Source organism: Acinetobacter sp. YH01020 (assembly GCF_013420275.1).
In the GTDB taxonomy this organism is placed as follows: domain Bacteria; phylum Pseudomonadota; class Gammaproteobacteria; order Pseudomonadales; family Moraxellaceae; genus Acinetobacter; species Acinetobacter amyesii.
The window spans coordinates 38,020-56,733 of record NZ_VOYN01000020.1 but is presented as its reverse complement, the minus strand read 5'-3'; the positions used below and the strand labels follow the sequence as shown (position 1 = coordinate 56,733).

Genomic DNA, 18,714 nt, shown 5'->3' with positions numbered 1-18,714 from the left:
CCCAGTTCCGACAGTTCCGACAGTTCCGACAGTTCCGACAGTTCCGACAGTTCCGACAGTTCCGACAGTTCCGACAGTTCCGACAGTTCCGACAGTTCCGACAGTTCCGACAGTTCCGACAGTTCCGACAGTTCCGACAGTTCCGACAGTTCCGACAGCTCCAGCACCTCAGCCAGTGGCAACGCAGTCAGCCGCAGAATATTTGGCAAACCCGCTTTAAGATTTCCATTAAACAATAAAAAAGACGCCTCGGCGTCTTTTTTCATTTTAGGAATATTAGGGCTTTTGCAGTTGCGTTAAGGTTTTACGTGCCAGTCCTGGATCATCGGCAAATACACCATCTACACCAGCTTTATAGAAGTTCTCAAATTCTTTAGCCGCACCGGTATCACAACGTTCGGTTGCCACTGAGTTACATTTTAAATAGTCAGGTAAAAAACCATTTTCAGGTCTGAGCGTATAAGGATGGACTTTCAAACCAGCAGCATGGGCATCTTTGACAAAACTGGTTTGTTTAAATTCAGTGTTTGAAAAGATATACGTTTTACTTGGGCCTACACCATCTGCATATTTTGCAACTGATTTTAGGCCTTCTGCTGTTGCTAAGCTTGCATAATGTTGAGGTGAGCTTTGTTGCTGTAAGTCACCCGGTATGGCAGTTGGACTATCTAATAATTGAATAATTTTGCCATGTTTGAGGGTTTTCTTTTGCGTGAGTTGATCACGTAAGTATTTAAGATTGGTGGTTTCAAAGGACTGTAAATATACAGGTGCGATATCACGTGTATAACTGTATTTGGCAAGCGTTGTGAGTAAGCGATCTTCCATGGCTAGATTTTGCTGTTGGAAAAATGTTGGATGCTTGGTTTCAATATATAAACCAACAATTTTCCCAGTTTTTTTATAATGAGCGTCGGCAAGTTCAATGATTTGTTCGAGCGTTGGGATGCTGTATTGATCATTATATTGAGTGTTATTAGGGCGATATTGAGCAATACGCTCACGTGCTTTTACATTTTGAGTCAGTTCATTCAAACTAAAGTCTTCCGTAAACCATCCTGTATAGTCGATACCATCGATTTTTTTGGTGGTTTTTCGATCCTCAAATTGTGACAGCGTACTAATATTGGTTGTCCCTGAAATTTCACTTTCATGGCGCGCAACCAGATAGCCATCCTTGGTTGGCACTAAATCGGGTTCGATAAAATCCGCACCATCGTCAATCGCTTTTTGATATGCGGCAAGAGTATGCTCAGGTCGCAAAGCACTGGCACCACGATGCCCAACAATGACAAAACCTGTATCAGGCAAAATAGGGGGCTTGGTGACATGGGTTTTATCGTCATCCGAATTACATGCAGATAAACCAAAAACGCTAAAAAGGAGCAGTGAAGACACGCCCCATGAGGATTTCACTTTGCTTGTTATGGCTAGATTTAACTGTTTTGTTAATTGTTTTTGCATGGCTGCCTCGGCATCTTTTTATTTAAATGAATGAAGTTGCAGGCATACATTGCAGGGCAGTGGCTAAGACTTCATGACAGAGGCGGTTTTGTCACATAAATTTACTAAAATAGCTGAAGTGGAGGCTCTCCATATTTTCTACATATTTCGCTTCAAGCAAGGTTTTTATGTAGTCTAGGCTTGTAATCAAGCACATTGTGATTGATTATCAATAAGATTTTTTGAAAAAATCAATCAACATATTTTATTTCATTAATTGAAAAGTGACATGGACTGATGCTGTCTAAGTTTTTTATTTATCGACCGATTTTTGCAGGTGTCTTGGCGATCATCGTCATGGCGCTCGGGCTATTTGCTGTGCTCAATTTACCGGTAGAGCGCTATCCAGATATTGCACCACCACGAATTACGGTCAGTGCAAGTTATAGCGGTGCGTCAGCAGAAACAGTCGAGGAAAGTGTCACACAAGTTCTTGAGCAACAAATTAAAGGAATTGATCATCTTTTATATTTTAGTTCAAGCAGCGACTCTTCAGGTCGAAGCCGGATCAGCATCAGTTTTGAAAATGGCACTGACCCAGATACCGCTCAAGTACAAGTACAAAATGCCATAAATGGAGTAATCAATCGGCTGCCTGAAGATGTGCAGCGCCAAGGGGTAAATGTCTATAAATCTTTGGGTGATACCCATATGGTTATCGGCCTCTATGATGAGACTGGCAAGAGTTCGAATATCGAACTTGGTGACTATATGATGACTCATCTAGAACAGGACATTGCTCGAATTGAGGGTATTGGTGAAGTCGATGTTTTTGGTTCGCAATTTGCCATGCGTATTTGGCTCAACCCACTGAAGTTAAAGCAATATAGCCTTATGCCCAGTGATATCCGTGCGGCTGTTGAATCACAAAATACGCAGGTTGCAGCCGGAGCCGTAGGTGAATTGCCCAGTGTTTCGGATCAATATCTCAATGCAAAAGTCACTTCAGGTACACGTTTAAAGTCAGTTGAAGAATTTGAAAATATTATTGTCAAATCTGCACGAAATGGCAGTTTTGTCTATTTAAAAGACGTTGCACGTGTTGAATTGGGTGCGGAAAATTATTCAGGGGTGAATACCATTAACGGGTATCCATCTTCAGGGATGGGGATCTCATTGGCTTCTGGGGCAAATGCACTTGAAACCTCAGCCTTAATTAAGCAAGAAATTGAACAGTTAACGAAGCAATTACCAGTCGGTTATAAAATTGTTTATCCACGGGATAACACGCCATTTGTACAAGAATCGATTAAAGAAGTGGTGAAAACGTTATTCGAAGCCGTTTTATTGGTGGTTTTGGTGATGTTTATCTTCTTACAAAATTGGCGAGCAACGCTGATACCTGCGATTACCGTGCCTGTGGTGATTCTAGGGACTTTAGCGATTTTATATGCTTTGGGCATGACCATTAACACGCTCACCTTGTTTGCATTGGTATTGGCCATCGGTCTGTTGGTCGATGATGCGATTGTTGTGGTGGAAAACGTCGAACGTTTAATGCATGAACAACAGTTAACAGCAAAACAAGCGGCTATAGAGTCGATGCATGAAATTAGTGGGGCATTAATCGGGATTACTTTGGTATTAACCGCTGTATTTATTCCCATGGCGTTCTTTGGTGGCTCAACGGGCGTGATCTATAGACAATTTTCCATCACACTTGTGGCTGCCATGGGCTTGTCACTGATGGTTGCGCTGATTTTAACCCCTGCATTATGTGCCTTAATTTTAAAACCCAATCCGAAACCACAGCGCTGGGCGATTTGGTTTAACACCAAATTAGAGACTTTAAAAACCAAATATCTAGCACTTGCACAAGCCACGGTTCGTTATCGCTTATGGACGGTGGTTTTGTTTGCGGGGCTCATTACGGTATTTGCTTTGTTTTATCGTGCTTTGCCGACCAGTTTTATTCCTAGTGAAGACCAGGGTATTTTGAGTGTGCAACTTAAATTACAAGAAGGTGCACCGATGTCGAAAAGTCGTGAGGTCGGTGAACAAATTCGGCAGTACTTTTTAACTGAAGAAAAGCAAAATGTTGATTTGGTGATGATTCGTTATGGACGAAATTTTTCTGGTACGGGTCAAAACTTAGGGCAAGGCTTTATTGCACTGAAGCATTGGGATGAACGTTCAGGACAACACAATTCAGCGCAAGCGATTCGTGAACGTGCTATGAAACATTTTAAAAAGTTCAACAATGCACAAATCAATGTCAGCATGCCGTCTTCAGTCAGTGGTCTTGGTCAAACCGATGGTCTGGAGTTTTGGCTGCGAGATATGAATGGTGAAGGTCGAGCTTATCTCGATGCGCAATTTAAAAGCTTGCAAGAGAAATCCGCACAATACAGTAGTTTCGAAAATTTAGACAAACGCTCTAACCCAGACAAAGCTGAACTGAAAGTTGATATTGATCAAAAACAAGCGATGGCCATGGGTTTAACGCAAAATGCGATTAATAGCACCATGAGTAGTGCATGGGGCGGCAGTTATATCAACGATTTCATTGACCGTGGACGTATTAAACGCGTCATGATGCAGGCAGATGCCGAATTCCGTTCTAAACCAGAAGATTTGGCTTATTGGCATGTACGTAATGACCAAAATGAAATGATTCCATTTAGTAATTTTTCAACCATTGGCTGGAGTGGCGGTCCAGAAGTCGTCAATCGCTTTATGGGGTATACCGCGTTACAAATGGAAGCGGATACAGCCAAAAATGTCTCAAGTGGACAAGCCATGCATGATGTGAAAGCCTTAGTCGATCAGGTGCCTGGTGTGGACGTGGCATGGAGTGGTTTATCCTTTGAAGAGCAAAAATCAAGTCATCAAGCGATTTGGCTGTATTTGGTCTCGATTGGATTTATTTTCCTTTGTCTTGCCGCCCTATATGAAAGTTGGAGCATTCCAACCGCAGTCATGAGTGCGATTCCACTCGGGATTGGCGGTAATATTTTGTTTAGCTACATGACCGGTTTTCCAAATGACATCTATTTCCAAATTGCTTTGCTGACGACCATTGGTCTGTCCTGTAAAAATGCGATCTTGATTGTAGAGTTTGCAGCAATGGCACAAGAAAAAGGCAAACATGTGATCGAAGCTGCAATGGAAGGCGCAGCACTTCGTTTGCGTCCTATTTTGATGACCTCTTTGGCTTTTGGTGCGGGAGTGGTTCCTTTAGTTCTTGCTTTTGGTGCAGGTGCAGCCAGTCGTCAAGAGATTGGGGTGAGCGTACTCGGTGGGGTGATATTCGGTACGGTCTTGGTACTGATTTTTATTCCGTTTATGTATGTGATGGTCCGCTCTATTTTTAAAATCAAACCGGTGTCTGAAACTTAGAAATAATTCACGCACAGTGTATAGCTCTAGTAAAAGCCACCGTGAAAGCTTGAGTACATCGCGGTGGCTTTTTATGTCGCCAAATTTATGTCACCAAACTTTCGACAGGGAATGTTCACAGAGAATTTTCGCAAAGAACGTTCACCGAGAACATATTGAAGAGATTTGAAACTCTTTAGTTTATCCTTCAAAATGTGCTCTACATAGAAAGATTAAAATAAGAGTGAGTTGAATGGCGGATTTAATACAAAGACAGCGTGAAATTTCCGCTTTGCTGCAACAACAAAATTATGCAGCAGCAGTTTTCGCTTTACAGCCTCTGAACTACGCTGATCAGGCCCGTTTAATTCAGCAATTTCCAATCGAAGATCAAATCGAGTTACTTTCAGGTTTAGACCATCAAGGCTTGGTATTTGAGTTTTTCCCGTTTGAGTCACAGCGACAGCTGATTTCACGTTATCCACTGCGTCTACAAATTGAACTATTTGATGATATGCATTCTGATGATGCAACGGACTTATATAAAAGTTTAACTGATGCAGAACAAGATCGGATTTATCAACAACTTGATCAAGATACCCAAGAGCATCTAAAGGCGTTATCTGCATATGCAGAAGAGTCTGCAGGCGCAATCATGAGCTCAGACTATGTCAGTATGCCTGCTGACTTTACCATGCAACAAGCCATAGAGGCCTTGCGCCATGAACCGCATGACCGTGAAACCCTATATTTAATTTATGTCACCAATGAGCAGTCTCAATTAGAAGGGGTGATTTCACTGCGGCAAATTTTGCAGGCCGATCGTGATTCGCGGATTCAACAGGTGATGACCAAAGATGTGGTGACCGGCTGGATAGATGAAGACCAAGAGAGTATTGCGCAAAAACTGGCTGAATATGATTTTATGGCCTTACCGATTGTGGATCATGCCCAGCGTTTGATGGGGATTGTCACCTATGATGATGCGATGGATGTGGTACAGGCTGAAACCACTGAAGACTTTTTAAAAGCCAGTGCGGTGAGTACCGAACCAGGTATGAGCATTAATAAAGCACCGATTTTAAAGTTGTATCAAAAGCGGGTGTTCTGGTTGGTGATATTGGTCTTTGGCAGCTTATTGTCCGGTTTAGGTATTTCCTATTATGAAGACATCATTGCCGCACATATCGTCTTGGTTTTTTTCTTACCCTTACTGGTCGGAAGTGGAGGCAATGCAGGTTCACAGTCTGCGACTTTAATGGTGCGAGCGCTTGCCACAGGGGATGTAAAAATTCGAGATTGGTTTTATTTGTTGGGACGGGAGACGCTCGTCGCACTTTGCCTCGGCGGAACCATGGCCATTGCTGTATCGATTTTAGGCTACTACCGTGGTGATGCAACCGTCGCTTTAGTCTTGGCTTTAAGTATGATGGGCATCGTATTGCTCGGTTGTTTAATTGGGATGAGTTTGCCCTTTATACTCAACAAGTTAAAGCTCGATCCTGCAAGTGCATCTGCACCATTGGTAACCTCGATTTGTGATGCGACCGGCGTGGTGGTGTATTTGATGATTGCATCGCAATTGCTTAATTTATAGAGATTAGCATTTTGCTACAGATTGAAGACTTCTAATATGTTTTAATCTCAGTGATTTACACGGTTTTTATTGGATAAAACATGACTGAACCATTAAAACAAAAAATGTCAAAGCAAGAAGTCATTCGTCTTGAACGCGATCTCGCAAAGTTTGCCAATATGATGGACTCCGTGGTTCGGATTCCATTTACTCGACAAGGGGTAGGTGCGGACGCAGCGTTGAGTACCATTCCCGTAGCTGGTGATATCGCAGGATTTGTCTTGACCTGTTATGCCGTCTATAAAGCCAAACAGATTGGCGTACCACAAGCCAAATTAAATGGTGTGATGAAACTCGCAGTTATAGATGCTGTCGTGGGGTTTATTCCTGTTGCAGGGACGATCTTTGATGTGTTTATTCGACCGAGCCGTAAAGCTTTAGATGTTGTACATACGCACATTCGTGAAGAATATCAAATCAGTACAGATCAACATGTGGTACATCCGTTTTTACATGAAAAATTAGAACAGAAACAACAGCAATCTGCTTTTTGGCGCAACCCTGTGGTTGCATGGATATGGATCCATATCCCAGATATATTCGGGATGATTTTCTTATTAGTCTTTATCTTTGCAATTTATATGGGTGGTTCATTGCTTTGGCAATGGTTAAAGGCTAATGGAGTATTGTAGATAGAAATGCCTTGTTGCTTGAGCGCGATCAATGAGAGGCTATTCAATTGAAAGATCGTTCAACTGAAAGATTATTGATAAGACAGTAAATGTTCGGAAAAAATTAGACTTAAAAAAGCCTCCATAGGGAGGCTTTTTTACGACATACATTAGATGCTCGATTATGGGCAATCTAATTGTTGTAATGCCGCAACACGTTGTTCAATCGTTGGGTGTGTTTGGAACAATGCAGCTAAACTGAAACCTTGTTCTTGACCCGCAGAAATTGCAAAGGCTTTCATTTCTTTTGGCATTTGATCTGGCATTTCAGATTCTGCTTGTAAACGTAATAGGGCAGAAATCATCGCTTGTTTACCTGCTAGACGCGCACCAGCTTCATCGGCACGGTATTCACGGTAGCGAGAGAACCACATCACAATGGCAGACGCTGCGATACCAAAGACAATATCTAATACAATCGTAATGACGAAATATGCGATACCCGGTGCTTCACCATCTTCACGACCGAAGACATTACGGTCGATAAAGTCACCTGCTACACGTGCAAAGAACATGACAAAGGCGTTGACTACACCTTGCACCAAAGCAAGGGTCACCATGTCACCATTGGCTACGTGACCAATTTCGTGAGCGAGTACGGCACGCAGTTCATCTTTGTTCATACGCTCCAATAGACTGGTAGAAACCGCCACTAAAGCATCATTTTTGTTCCAGCCTGTTGCAAAGGCATTAGACTGGTACGATGGGAAAATACCCACTTCTGGCATTTTGATACCAGAACGTTGTGCCAGTTGCGCAACTTCGTTGAGTAACCATGCTTCAGCTTGGCTACGTGGTGCATTAGGGTCAATCAGCTCTGTACCCGTGGTTTTTTTCGCCATCCATTTTGACATGAATAGTGAGATCATCGAACCCACCATACCGAACACAAAACAGATAACGAGCAAGTTGCCTAAGTTTAAGCCGCCTGCACCGTGGTAACTACCGACACCGAAGAGTGACAAGATTATGCCAGCTACAACCAGTACCGCGAGGTTGGTCAGCAAGAACAAACCAATCCGCATCATTGGGTAAATCCTCTTATTATAGAAAAATGATCTGATTTACAAATAAAAATCATTAAACTCAATATGAGGTGAAAGTCTTAAAATTTCAAGGAAAAATTAGTAAAACAGATGCAATTTTACAAAATCAGTGATTTTATTCATTGAAATAAATGCGCGCTGAGGCAGAAGCATTTGCTGTCGCAAATGAACCTGAAGGTGCATCGGTAAAACTACCATTGTCCGTTTGAATAATTTGACGTGCTGGAGACTTGGCTACAGTAGGGGCAGCGGCATGATAATTGTCCGAACTGGCAATAATCCGACCACTATTTGAAGTGCTATTTGAACTACTCGAACCCGAGACACTTAAACTACCAGCATATAGGTTGCTGTAGCGGCTAGTGACACGGCGGACATAGTCTTGAGTTTCACGAAAAGGAGGGATGCCACCATATTTTGCGACATTGCCTTCACCTGCGTTATAACCTGCTAAGGCAAGTGAGGTGTTACCATTAAAACGTTTCAGCAGCCAAGATAAATAGCGCGCACCAGCCATAATGTTCTGATGTGGATCATAGGCATTTGATACATTGAAGCGACGTGCAGTAGCAGGCATGAGTTGCATTAAACCTTGCGCACCGACAGGCGAGCGTGCATTGGTGTTAAAACCTGATTCGGTATGCATCACCGCTTTGATTAGACCTTCGGATACACCATGCTGGGCCGCGGCTTGTTTAATAATATTGTCAAAGGCATTTTTATTACGGCTATAACTTGGTAACACAGACGCTTCATTTGAGCCCCAGTTACTATAACTATGGATATTACTGTCCGGATAGTAGGTTTTTTTCTCGACTTTCAGATTGCTATAGCGGCCTTGTTTATTGGTTAGTAGCGTTGTGCCGTTACTTTCACGTAATTGATAGATCGTTTGGCCGGCAAAAATGCTCGGTGCAGCTAAACTGATAGCCACACTTCCACTTAATAACAGCCCCAAAGTCCAAGTATTGTTTTTCATTTTATTGTGAAGAAAAAAATTCTGTCCCCAAACAGTTAAAATAGAGTTTATCAAAAAAAAATCAGATGAAAAGGCTTCGAGGGCTGATTTCTTCTTTACTTTGTAAAAATCAAGTCATTTTGATGATTCAATAATCAAAAAAAATATTTATTTTTTTTTAATGAGCATAACTTGACACATCTAAAGCATTGATAAGTAAGGGATAATAAATTGATCAAAAAATGGTCAATTTAAATAGAAGCCTTAAAATAAGGGCAGCTCACCTTGTCAAGTCATTTAAAATCCACAAAGTTATCCACAGCTTTTGTGGACAACTGTGGAAAAGTCCAAAAGATAAGCGTTTCGCCTAAAAAATGAACTCGACCGTATAAAATAATGCGCTGAGGATTACGTGATCATGACAGTATTTTTACTTTTTTCGGAAATTACATTCTTTTGATGCGAGAAGTCTGCGAATCGGATAAAATTGCGCGGTATTTTTTTTTAGGTTTAACTCGTCTATGTTCTCGCCAGTTGAGTCCGAACAAGGATTTAATTTCAAACCAGAACTACCAACTAGCTCTGCGTATTATCGTTTATTGAAAAAGCTACGCCGTCAGGTCGGTCATGCCATTCGTGATTTTAAAATGATCGAAGAGGGCGACAAGGTGATGGTCTGTATTTCAGGCGGTAAAGACAGTTATACCTTGCTCGACATTTTGTTGCAGTTTAAGCGTATTGCACCGATTAATTTTGATGTGGTTGCGGTCAACCTTGACCAAAAACAACCGGGTTTCCCTGAAGAAGTATTGCCACGTTATTTAGAAGAAAACAAAATTCCGTATTACATCTTAGAAAAAGATACCTACAGCATTACTAAACGTTTAACCCCAGAAGGTAAAACGTATTGTGCAGTATGCTCACGTTTACGTCGTGGTTCGTTATACGGCTTTGCTCAAGAAATTGGGGCGACGAAAGTGGCTTTAGGTCATCACCGTGATGATATTTTGGCGACGTTCTTCTTGAACTTGTTCCATGGCGGTAGCTTAAAAGCCATGCCACCGAAATTATTGTCTTCTGACAAAAAGAACATTTTGATTCGTCCACTGGCTTATGTGGAAGAAAAAGACATCATCAAATATGCAGAAATGCGTAAGTTCCCAATTATCCCATGTAATTTGTGTGGTTCTCAGGAAAACTTACAGCGTGCGATGTTAAATGACATGCTGCGTACTTGGGATAAAGAATTTCCAAAACGTTTACACAGTATTTTTGGTGCGTTGCAAAATGTATCGCCTTCACAACTGGCTGACCGTGAGTTATTCGACTTTGAAGCTTTGGATGAACAACGCGAATTTGACTTCAAAAATAGCGAAACTTGTTTAACTGAAGAAGGTGAGCCTGAAAGCAAACGCATTAATATGGTGAACTTAGGTTTTATGGCAGATTAAGCCGAAAACTTCATCACGCAAAAGGCATTCTACGGAATGCCTTTTTTATGCTTATGATTCTTCTCATTTTGTTGTTAAACAGTTAAATATTGAACGGTGCGTACAAAAAACTTTAGCCTTTTCGCAAATGATCATGCTATAACAAGCCTCAAGCAAAATATGCTTGCACTGATGTTGTCCGGAACGGCAACACACACGAACAAAATAAATTGAGGAAAGATCATGCCTGCTTTTTTAACTGATGATTGGTTTTCAACTGTAGAAACTCTGACAGCTCAAGCTGGTGATTTAAACTTACCACCTGCATTGGCTAATCTTGCAATTAACCTTGTGGTTGCTGACGCTGCAGGCAATACTGAATTGTCATTAGACGGTGGTGCAATTAAAAAAGGTTTATCTTCAAACGCGAAAACAACGTTGAACATGGATGCTGAAACGTTACGTAAAGTATTCCTTGAGTTTGATATGGCTGCAGCGATGCAAGCATTTATGACGGGCAAAATTAAAGTACAAGGTGATATGTCACAATTGATGGCATTGCAAACTGCAAAACCAAGTACTGAACAAAAAGATTTATTCAAAAAAGTACTTGAGCAAACTGCTTAAGTTTAAAACGAAAAAAGCTTACCCGAAGGTAAGCTTTTTTTTGTGCGCTCACATGTAAATGTTAGATGGATGCATATTAGATATTCACCAGTTGTGGTGTGGTTTTAATATGTTCCAAATAAGCACGAATACGTGTGACATATTGCACGGCTTGACGATAACGACCATTGCTGGCTTTGTTACGGTCGAGATAAGCATATAAGTTCACCCACTTATTCGGGTTTTTACCCTGAGCTTGGATGCGCTTTTGAATCTGACTTACAGCACCAGGACCCATGTTATACGCCACTAAGGCATACCAATTACGATCTGGGTAGGGAATGTTGCTATAACGATTTAGCATATGGTCATAGTACTTAGCACCGCCCTGAATGCTTTGCGTCGCATCTGTACGGTTGCTCACACCCATTGCTTTTGCTGTACTGTTGGTCAGCATCATAATGCCACGAACACCGGTCGGGGATACCGAGTCAGGTTTGAGGTAAGACTCTTGATAACCAATCGCTGCCAATAAATGCCAGTCTAGGTCATATTGCTTGGCCGTGTTTTTAAAACTTGCCTTATAGATTGGCATACGTTTACTTAAATCACGTTGAATCACATTCCAAGAATCTTGTTTGACTACATTACGGTTGTAGAACGAAGCCAACTGTCCAATTGCGCCATTTTGTTTGGCACGGCAAATAAAGCCACTCGCGGTTTGGCTGAGTGGATCATCTGCATTTTTAAATACCCAGTTCAAGTTGCTGTTTAAACCATTTTTTTTCAAAGAAACGGTATCACCACAACTGGCTGAAAATGAAGTCAAGTGTTTGGCTTCAATGGTACTCATTTCGGCAGTGGTCATAGCAAAATTGGCTTGACCTTTGGCAACCATTTTTAAAGCAGTGGCATTGTCATTCACTGTTTTAAAATCTAATTGGACATTTAAACTTTCTGCATAGTTACGTGCAAGGTCGTAACCAAAACCATGTCGATGTTTACCATCCTGAAAAACAATGTCAGGATTGGCAACGGCAACAACAGTGAGTTTATTACTGTTGACGACAGCATCATATTGATGAGCTGTTTTGCTGGCATTAATACTGTGAAAAGGAATTAAGAGAGTACTAAGTGCAAGCGCTTTAAATGGGAGAGAGTTAAAAGAGTTAAGGCAAAGCCTCGACCCAGAAGTTGAACTACTGTGCATGTTGTCTCCGCTACAAGTAATTTATGCCCTAAAAAGCAAAGGCAAACACGCCTCAGACTTTTTCAAGTTTGATAAATTCAATAAGGGTTGGGCAGTCATGACGTCATTCAAAAATGACTAGGGGTTTTCGGGAAATATGTAGAAAATCTACACTGGATAAAAATTAAACAAGCCTAAAAGATGTGCGCATAATAATAAGCAAAAAAATACTTGTCAAATTTTGTACGAAAAAATATTAAAATATGTAACATAAATAATTGATTTTGTTTGCGAATAAATTTTATATACTTTGCCTGTGTAGAAATGGAGGATAAAATAGGCATGTTTTGTAAAAATCAGCGCTTGCTCAAGGCCGAAAAATCATCATGAAATCTAACTTAATTACCCGTGGTGGACACGATTTATTGGTCGCTGAACTACAACATTTATGGCATGAAGAACGACCTGAAATTACCAAAAAAGTGAACTGGGCGGCCAGTCTTGGCGACCGTTCGGAAAACGCGGATTATCAATATAATAAGCAATTATTACGCAAAATTGACCGACGTGTACGCTACTTGGGAAAACGTTTGGAAGAGCTACGTATTATCGATTATTCACCCGAACAAAAAGGGAAAGTCTATTTTGGGGCGTGGGTCGATATTGAAAATGAAGACGGTGAACAAAAAACGCTAAGGATCGTGGGGGGGGATGAAATTTATGATCATCATCCGCAGCATATCTCAATTGATTCACCTATGGCTCGAGCACTCCTGTCCAAGCAAGTGGATGATGAGGTCGAAGTGCTGACCCCGCTGGGAAAAAAATGTTGGTATATCAATTCAATTCGTTATGAAATGGGCGAAAGTACTGAAAAATAACAATCTGCTCTTAATTTGTTCAATTAGACGTGTTTTTTACAAAATAATTTGCCATTGCTGAAATTTATTTATATGATGGCGGCCATGGAAGCGTGGCAGAGCGGTTTAATGCACCGGTCTTGAAAACCGACGAGGGCGCGAGTCCTCCGTGAGTTCGAATCTCACCGCTTCCGCCAAATTCAAAAACCCTGATGTTTTTAACATCAGGGTTTTTTTATGTGCGTAAATTTAGGCAATGCAATTTGTCTTGATCTCAATTCAATACATATTGATTGAACATCTATTTTTCAGCTCGAAGCCAAAATTTTACAATCGCCTAAATTTTGTCTGAACGATTCGCCAAGTGTTCAAAATAAGGCAAAATAATTTGCCAATCTGAATTTTTATTTATATGATAGCGGCCATGGAAGCGTGGCAGAGCGGTTTAATGCACCGGTCTTGAAAACCGACGAGGGCGCGAGTCCTCCGTGAGTTCGAATCTCACCGCTTCCGCCATATTCAAAAAACCCCAATGTTTTACATTGGGGTTTTTTTTTTGCCTAAAATTTTTGAATTATTTTTTCGACAGGCGAAGCTGATATACAGCATGGATATGACATGCTATTAATTATTCACAATAAACAGAAAACAAGATCAATCGATTTAGAAAAGGAATTCATCCATGCAGAAACCAGAGCTTATTCATGAACTGGAATGGCAAGCGCGTTGTCAATTGGCGGCACTGTATCGCTTGGTGGCTTATTATAAAATGACCGACTTAATTGATACCCATATCAGCCTGCGTTTAAGTCATGAACCAGATCATTTTCTGATTAATCGCTATGGTGTGACCTTTGACAAAATGACGGCTTCGGATTTGGTCAAAATTGATCATGAAGGTAAAATTGTTGAAACCTATGATGCAGGGAAGATGGTGAATGTAGCAGGCTTTGTGATTCATTCTGCCTTACATCATGCGCGTGCAAATATTAATTGCGTGATTCATACGCATACTGCGGATGGCGTGGCAGTTTCTGCACAGGAACATGGATTATTGCCAATCTCACAACATGCGTTAAAGTTCTATCAGAACATTGCTTATCATGAATATGAGGGCATAGCCTTTTCAACTGAAGAGCGTGAAAGATTGGTACAGGATATGAGGCATTATCGCTGCATGATTTTACGTAATCACGGTTTGCTTGCGACTGGTGATAGTGTGGCACGGGCATTTCATGAAATTTACTTTTTAGAACGAGCTTGTCAAATTCAAGTAAAAGCATTGTCGAGTGCTACATTGCATTATCCGAGTCCGAAGGTTTGTGAACATACGTTGCAGCAGTTTGAAAATCCGATGGCCGAGCCCATTATTCAAGCGGCTTGGCAGGCGGCCTTGTCTTTAATTGAAGATCAGCACTCAGATTATTGTCGTTGATATAATTTTCAATCATCAAGGTTGTAGATTGAAGGCACTGTGCCTTATGTGCAGAAGAATAGTCATGGCTTGATCAACGCGTTATCATGTTCATAGTGGAACTATGAGATGAACTATGAAAATCGTTGCAGATGAAAATCTGGCATTTACTGAGTATTTTTTTGCCGAATTTGGTGAAATAAAGCAAGCGGCAGGTCGAACATTGACCCATGCAGATGTCAAAGATGCCGATGCATTATTGGTACGATCGGTGACTCAGGTAAATGCAGAATTAATTCAACAGACCACACTCAAATTTGTCGGTAGTGCTACGATTGGAACAGATCATTTAGATATTACCGCTCTAGAAAAGCAGGGCATTGCTTGGTCAAATGCTGCAGGTTGTAATGCACAAGCGGTTGCTGAATATGTGATTACTGCATTGCTCTTCGTTAAACCTGAATTATTGAATGCAAATGAACAATTTACCTTGGGCATTGTTGGTTTAGGTAATGTTGGTTCACGTTTAGCCGTCATGGCAGAATTATTCGGTTGGAATGTCATTGGCTATGATCCATTTGTGCAATCTGATCAGGTGAAACAAGTTGAATTTGCAGAACTGTTAAAAAAAGCAGATGCGATTAGTATCCATGTGCCACTAACTAAAGTGGGGGAATATCCAACCTATCATTTAATCAATGCTGCTGCACTTGCCGCTATGAAGCCTTCAGCGATTTTGATTAATTCCGCGCGTGGGCCAGTGGTCGAAGAAGCTGCCTTAATTGCCGATATTCAACAGACTCAGCGTAAAGTGGTCTTAGACGTTTTTGAACATGAGCCAGAGATTTTAGCAGCGTTGTTAGATTTAATTTACGTGGTGACACCCCATATTGCAGGCTATAGCTTGGAAGGTAAAGCGCGTGGCACACAGATGATCTATGAAGCATTCTGTCAAACTTTCAATCAACCGATAAATAAAGCTTTTGAAAGTCAGTTACCCGTCTGTGAGCAGTATTTTACTGGTGCTGACTTTAAGACGGTATTACAGCGTTACTTAAAAGATATTTATGATATCGCTCGTGATGATGCCAACTTACGTGCTTGCCTAAAAGACGGTAAGGTGGATCAAAAAGCCTTTGATTATTTACGTAAAACCTATCCTTTACGCCGTGAATGGGCTGCACATGGAGGCCCAGCAGCATGAGTCAAATGAACTTTCAACCGAGTTGTGAACTCACTGCACTTCGTGCACGTGCCACGATGTATGCTCAAATTCGCCAGTTTTTTGCGGCACGTGATGTACTAGAAGTGGAAACACCTGTGCTTTCTCAAGCGGGTGTCACCGATGTGCATTTAGCATCGGTACAGGCTCAGCGCCATGTGAATGGACAAAAGCAAACGCATTATTTGCAAACTTCACCTGAATTTGCCATGAAGCGTCTGTTGGCAAGTGGCAGTGGGCCAATTTACCAAATCTGTAAAGTTTTCCGTGATGATGAGCATGGACGTAAACACAACAGTGAATTCACCATGTTGGAATGGTACCGTCCGGGTTTTAGCTTAAAAGACTTGATGTTTGAAGTGACGGACTTATTGAATGAAACTTTGAAACAGCGCTTTGGTGAAATTCGTCCGACTATTTTGAGCTATAAGCATGCCTTTATGGATCGTTTGGATTTGAATCCGTTACAAGCTTCTTTACAAGATCTGAAAGATTGTTGTCGTTGTGTGGGGCTAAGCTTAGATCTGGGTGAAGATCGTTTAGGCTATATCGATTTATTGTTTTCGCATTATGTAGAGCCGAGTCTCGGTTTTGATACGCCAGTGTTCCTTACAGATTTTCCACCGGAAATGGCTTCTTTGGCGAAAACCCGTGTGGACGAAGATGGTGAATTGGTTGCAGCACGATTTGAGCTCTATATCGAAGGTTTAGAGTTAGCGAATGCCTATGATGAACTGATTGATGCGGATGTTTTACGAAGTCGTTTTGAGGCAGATAATGCAGAGCGCGCTAAACTTGGGTTGCATGTGATGCCGATTGATGAATATTTGCTTGCCGCATTACCGCATATGAGTGAGTGTGCAGGTATAGCTTTAGGCATTGATCGATTACTAATGGTGGCAACGAATCAGTTAAAACTTGAAAACGTCATTAGTTTCCCAGCCGATATTTCTTAAAAAATGTCCGGATCGGCTGATGGTAAAATTGGCCGATCAATTTAAATATTTAGTAAAATCCAAACCATATAGGCTTCAAACCCTAAATTTTGATAAAAAGCATGTGCGGCATAGCGTTCAGGACGATTCCCACTATTGAGTAAAATACGTTTTAGATCTTATCACCGAGCGCTTTGCTCAATGGCTTGCATGAAGCGTCGCCCTAAACCTTGACCGCGGCAACGGGCATCAATGACAAAAGCCTAAATCCGAATAAATTCTTCCTCAAACTCCCAACTGTATTTTTGGATAAAACCTGCATAACCAATGACGCGGTCATCAGCCGTCATCACCACGGTTTGATAATGCTTATCCAAATGAATCAACTGCCAATGCTGTTGGAGTCGCTCTGGTGGTATTTCATAACCCAATTGGAGTGTGAGTTGATGAAAGTCGAGGAGATCTTCTTGGCGTTGTAACGAACGAATTTGGGGATGCATATTGTCAGCTCGATGGTTTTCCTTAGAGCATAGATAAAAGTGCATAAAGGTGAATGCTGATATTTTTCAAAGCTTATCTATACTTGAAAGGGCAAGGTGAAATATTGCAAAAGTTAAAGTTTTAAAAATATAGAAAAGGTAAATTAAAAAAGCACCCGAAGGTGCTCTAATTAAGCTTCGACTGCATATTGACTGGTTTTAAGTGCCGCAATGGCTTGAATACGTCGTTCAATCAACATTTCACCAATATCCGGCCCGGATACATCAGGTGGAAGGTCGGCAGCTTTAATATTACGAACCACTTGCATGGCATCTAAAACGTATTGAGCTTGTGGATAGGCGCGATCCTCTAAACCTAAACGACCACGTGAATCACATTCACAGGCTTGTACAAAGGCCTCTACGCGTTCAGGACGGCGTAGCACATCCATACGTTGTAACAGGCGCCACAAGGTACCCGGTTTTAAACTCAAGGCTTGATGGCATTTTAAATGCTCTTTACACACTGAGATGGCCAATTGTTTGGTATTGGTGGGTACACGCATACGGTCACAGACTTCGGTAACGGGTTTTACACCACGTTCTTCATGCATGATATGGCGCGGTAATTCATCCACTGGAGTGAGTGCTTTGCCCAAGTCGTGTACAAGTACAGCAAAACGAACATCCAAAGAATAATTGGCACGACAGGCTTGCTGCAACGACATCATGGTATGAATACCACAGTCTATTTCAGGGTGATATTCAGGACGCTGTGGAATACCGTATAACGCATCAATTTCAGGGAATAAGACTTTTAAAGCACCACAGGCTCTTAAGACTTCAAAATACTCATCTGCGTGGTCTTCCATTAATGCACGAGACGTCTCCTTCCATACACGTTCAGGTGTAAGGGCTTCAAGTTCGCCAGATTTGGCAAGCTCTTGCATCAGCGCAAGTGTTTCTTCAGCCACTTTAAAACCTAAAGCTTTATAACGTGCTGCAAAACGTGCAATCCGCAGAACTCGCAAAGGATCTTCGACGAAGGCATCAGACACATGGCGAAGGATGCGTCGCTCTAAATCTTGTTGACCATGGTAGGGATCATAAATCTGACCTGCATCATCCATAGCAATCGCATTGATCGTGAGGTCACGTCGAATGAGATCTTGTTCGAGTGTGACATTGACGTCGGTATAAAAGTCAAAGCCATGATACCCATGTCCAGACTTACGTTCTGTACGGGCTAAGGCATATTCGTCTTTGGTCTCTGGATGAAGAAAAACAGGGAAATCTTTACCCACAGGTTGATAACCTTGAGCAAGTAATTGTTCCGGCGTTGCACCGACAACGACATAATCTTTTTCGTGATAGGGGTGCCCGAGCAAGTGATCTCGAACTGCACCGCCTACTAAATAAACTTGCATGAAAAAACCTCTATTCTTAG

The 18,714-nt window shown here is 41.5% G+C and carries 16 protein-coding genes and 2 tRNA genes; 11 read left to right on the top strand and 7 right to left on the bottom strand.

Features of this window, described 5'->3' with window-relative positions:
• Both FTT85_RS18555 and FTT85_RS09530 read right to left on the bottom strand, forming a co-directional pair.
• On the bottom strand, positions 1-266 hold a 266-nt coding region (locus FTT85_RS18555), incomplete at its 3' end, for a hypothetical protein (protein WP_218955461.1).
• Between the two features lie 10 nt (positions 267-276).
• A complete protein-coding gene (locus tag FTT85_RS09530; RefSeq protein ID WP_180183419.1) occupies positions 277-1,464 on the bottom strand; it encodes a glycerophosphodiester phosphodiesterase family protein in 1,188 nt (395 codons plus the stop codon).
• A 276-nt stretch (positions 1,465-1,740) separates the two neighbouring features.
• On the opposite strand from FTT85_RS09530, the gene FTT85_RS09525 reads away from it, so the two are divergent.
• The 3 genes from FTT85_RS09525 (at position 1,741) to FTT85_RS09515 (ending at position 7,089) form a co-directional block, all read left to right on the top strand.
• Positions 1,741-4,842 carry a multidrug efflux RND transporter permease subunit gene (locus FTT85_RS09525; RefSeq protein ID WP_180183418.1) on the top strand — a complete coding sequence of 1,034 codons (3,102 nt, stop codon included), beginning with the start codon at positions 1,741-1,743 and terminating at the stop codon, positions 4,840-4,842.
• Between the two features lie 232 nt (positions 4,843-5,074).
• Complete coding sequence (gene mgtE / locus FTT85_RS09520; RefSeq protein WP_180183417.1) at positions 5,075-6,418, top strand: magnesium transporter; 1,344 nt, start codon at positions 5,075-5,077, stop codon at positions 6,416-6,418.
• 80 nt (positions 6,419-6,498) lie between these two features.
• Positions 6,499-7,089, top strand: coding sequence for a DUF4112 domain-containing protein (locus FTT85_RS09515; protein WP_180049076.1), 591 nt, complete (start codon positions 6,499-6,501; stop codon positions 7,087-7,089).
• A gap of 161 nt (positions 7,090-7,250) precedes the next feature.
• Here the strand turns inward: FTT85_RS09515 and htpX are convergent, their stop codons facing one another.
• Complete coding sequence (gene htpX, locus FTT85_RS09510; protein WP_180183416.1) at positions 7,251-8,156, bottom strand: protease HtpX; 906 nt, start codon at positions 8,154-8,156, stop codon at positions 7,251-7,253.
• Positions 8,157-8,289: 133 nt separating this feature from the next.
• Positions 8,290-9,153, bottom strand: a complete 864-nt coding sequence (locus tag FTT85_RS09505; RefSeq protein ID WP_180007505.1) for a lytic transglycosylase domain-containing protein — start codon at positions 9,151-9,153, stop codon at positions 8,290-8,292.
• Positions 9,154-9,653: 500 nt separating this feature from the next.
• Between FTT85_RS09505 and ttcA the strand changes: the two genes are divergently transcribed.
• Positions 9,654-10,583 carry a tRNA 2-thiocytidine(32) synthetase TtcA gene (ttcA, locus tag FTT85_RS09500; protein ID WP_180183415.1) on the top strand — a complete coding sequence of 310 codons (930 nt, stop codon included), beginning with the start codon at positions 9,654-9,656 and terminating at the stop codon, positions 10,581-10,583.
• 222 nt (positions 10,584-10,805) lie between these two features.
• Positions 10,806-11,189: an SCP2 sterol-binding domain-containing protein gene (locus tag FTT85_RS09495; RefSeq protein WP_078190434.1), complete on the top strand. Its 384-nt coding sequence runs from the start codon at positions 10,806-10,808 to the stop codon at positions 11,187-11,189.
• 76 nt (positions 11,190-11,265) lie between these two features.
• Here FTT85_RS09495 and FTT85_RS09490 read toward each other — a convergent pair whose 3' ends face one another.
• Positions 11,266-12,378, bottom strand: coding sequence for a transglycosylase SLT domain-containing protein (locus tag FTT85_RS09490; RefSeq protein ID WP_180183414.1), 1,113 nt, complete (start codon positions 12,376-12,378; stop codon positions 11,266-11,268).
• Positions 12,379-12,743: 365 nt separating this feature from the next.
• Between FTT85_RS09490 and greB the strand changes: the two genes are divergently transcribed.
• From greB to epmA, 6 genes are all read left to right on the top strand, one after another.
• A complete protein-coding gene (greB, locus tag FTT85_RS09485; RefSeq protein WP_180113919.1) occupies positions 12,744-13,238 on the top strand; it encodes a transcription elongation factor GreB in 495 nt (164 codons plus the stop codon).
• Between the two features lie 86 nt (positions 13,239-13,324).
• Positions 13,325-13,414: transfer RNA gene (locus FTT85_RS09480), tRNA-Ser, on the top strand.
• A 229-nt stretch (positions 13,415-13,643) separates the two neighbouring features.
• A tRNA-Ser gene (locus tag FTT85_RS09475) sits at positions 13,644-13,733 on the top strand.
• Between the two features lie 166 nt (positions 13,734-13,899).
• Positions 13,900-14,652 (top strand): class II aldolase/adducin family protein, encoded by a 753-nt coding sequence (locus FTT85_RS09470; RefSeq protein WP_180165174.1) that lies wholly within the window; start codon positions 13,900-13,902, stop codon positions 14,650-14,652.
• Between the two features lie 115 nt (positions 14,653-14,767).
• Positions 14,768-15,835, top strand: coding sequence for a 4-phosphoerythronate dehydrogenase (locus FTT85_RS09465; RefSeq protein ID WP_180183413.1), 1,068 nt, complete (start codon positions 14,768-14,770; stop codon positions 15,833-15,835).
• A gap of 5 nt (positions 15,836-15,840) precedes the next feature.
• The gene (gene epmA / locus FTT85_RS09460; protein WP_373886884.1) at positions 15,841-16,809 is read left to right on the top strand and encodes an EF-P lysine aminoacylase EpmA; all 969 of its coding nucleotides are present in this window, start codon (positions 15,841-15,843) and stop codon (positions 16,807-16,809) included.
• A 242-nt stretch (positions 16,810-17,051) separates the two neighbouring features.
• Here the strand turns inward: epmA and FTT85_RS09455 are convergent, their stop codons facing one another.
• Both FTT85_RS09455 and FTT85_RS09450 read right to left on the bottom strand, forming a co-directional pair.
• Complete coding sequence (locus FTT85_RS09455; protein ID WP_180183411.1) at positions 17,052-17,288, bottom strand: hypothetical protein; 237 nt, start codon at positions 17,286-17,288, stop codon at positions 17,052-17,054.
• A 170-nt stretch (positions 17,289-17,458) separates the two neighbouring features.
• A complete protein-coding gene (locus FTT85_RS09450) occupies positions 17,459-18,694 on the bottom strand; it encodes a multifunctional CCA addition/repair protein (protein WP_180183410.1) in 1,236 nt (411 codons plus the stop codon).
• Between the last annotated feature and the right edge of the window lie 20 nt (positions 18,695-18,714).

Excerpts from the sequence above, each read along its gene's own strand:
- FTT85_RS09530 (WP_180183419.1), bottom strand. The coding sequence starts at position 1,464 with ATGCAAAAACAATTAACAAAACAGTTAAATCTAGCCATAACAAGCAAA.
- FTT85_RS09525 (WP_180183418.1), top strand. The coding sequence starts at position 1,741 with ATGCTGTCTAAGTTTTTTATTTATCGACCGATTTTTGCAGGTGTCTTG.
- mgtE (WP_180183417.1), top strand. The coding sequence starts at position 5,075 with ATGGCGGATTTAATACAAAGACAGCGTGAAATTTCCGCTTTGCTGCAA.
- FTT85_RS09515 (WP_180049076.1), top strand. The coding sequence starts at position 6,499 with ATGACTGAACCATTAAAACAAAAAATGTCAAAGCAAGAAGTCATTCGT.
- htpX (WP_180183416.1), bottom strand. The coding sequence starts at position 8,156 with ATGATGCGGATTGGTTTGTTCTTGCTGACCAACCTCGCGGTACTGGTT.
- FTT85_RS09505 (WP_180007505.1), bottom strand. The coding sequence starts at position 9,153 with ATGAAAAACAATACTTGGACTTTGGGGCTGTTATTAAGTGGAAGTGTG.
- ttcA (WP_180183415.1), top strand. The coding sequence starts at position 9,654 with ATGTTCTCGCCAGTTGAGTCCGAACAAGGATTTAATTTCAAACCAGAA.
- FTT85_RS09495 (WP_078190434.1), top strand. The coding sequence starts at position 10,806 with ATGCCTGCTTTTTTAACTGATGATTGGTTTTCAACTGTAGAAACTCTG.
- FTT85_RS09490 (WP_180183414.1), bottom strand. The coding sequence starts at position 12,378 with ATGCACAGTAGTTCAACTTCTGGGTCGAGGCTTTGCCTTAACTCTTTT.
- greB (WP_180113919.1), top strand. The coding sequence starts at position 12,744 with ATGAAATCTAACTTAATTACCCGTGGTGGACACGATTTATTGGTCGCT.
- FTT85_RS09470 (WP_180165174.1), top strand. The coding sequence starts at position 13,900 with ATGCAGAAACCAGAGCTTATTCATGAACTGGAATGGCAAGCGCGTTGT.
- FTT85_RS09465 (WP_180183413.1), top strand. The coding sequence starts at position 14,768 with ATGAAAATCGTTGCAGATGAAAATCTGGCATTTACTGAGTATTTTTTT.
- epmA (WP_373886884.1), top strand. The coding sequence starts at position 15,841 with ATGAACTTTCAACCGAGTTGTGAACTCACTGCACTTCGTGCACGTGCC.
- FTT85_RS09455 (WP_180183411.1), bottom strand. The coding sequence starts at position 17,288 with ATGCATCCCCAAATTCGTTCGTTACAACGCCAAGAAGATCTCCTCGAC.
- FTT85_RS09450 (WP_180183410.1), bottom strand. The coding sequence starts at position 18,694 with ATGCAAGTTTATTTAGTAGGCGGTGCAGTTCGAGATCACTTGCTCGGG.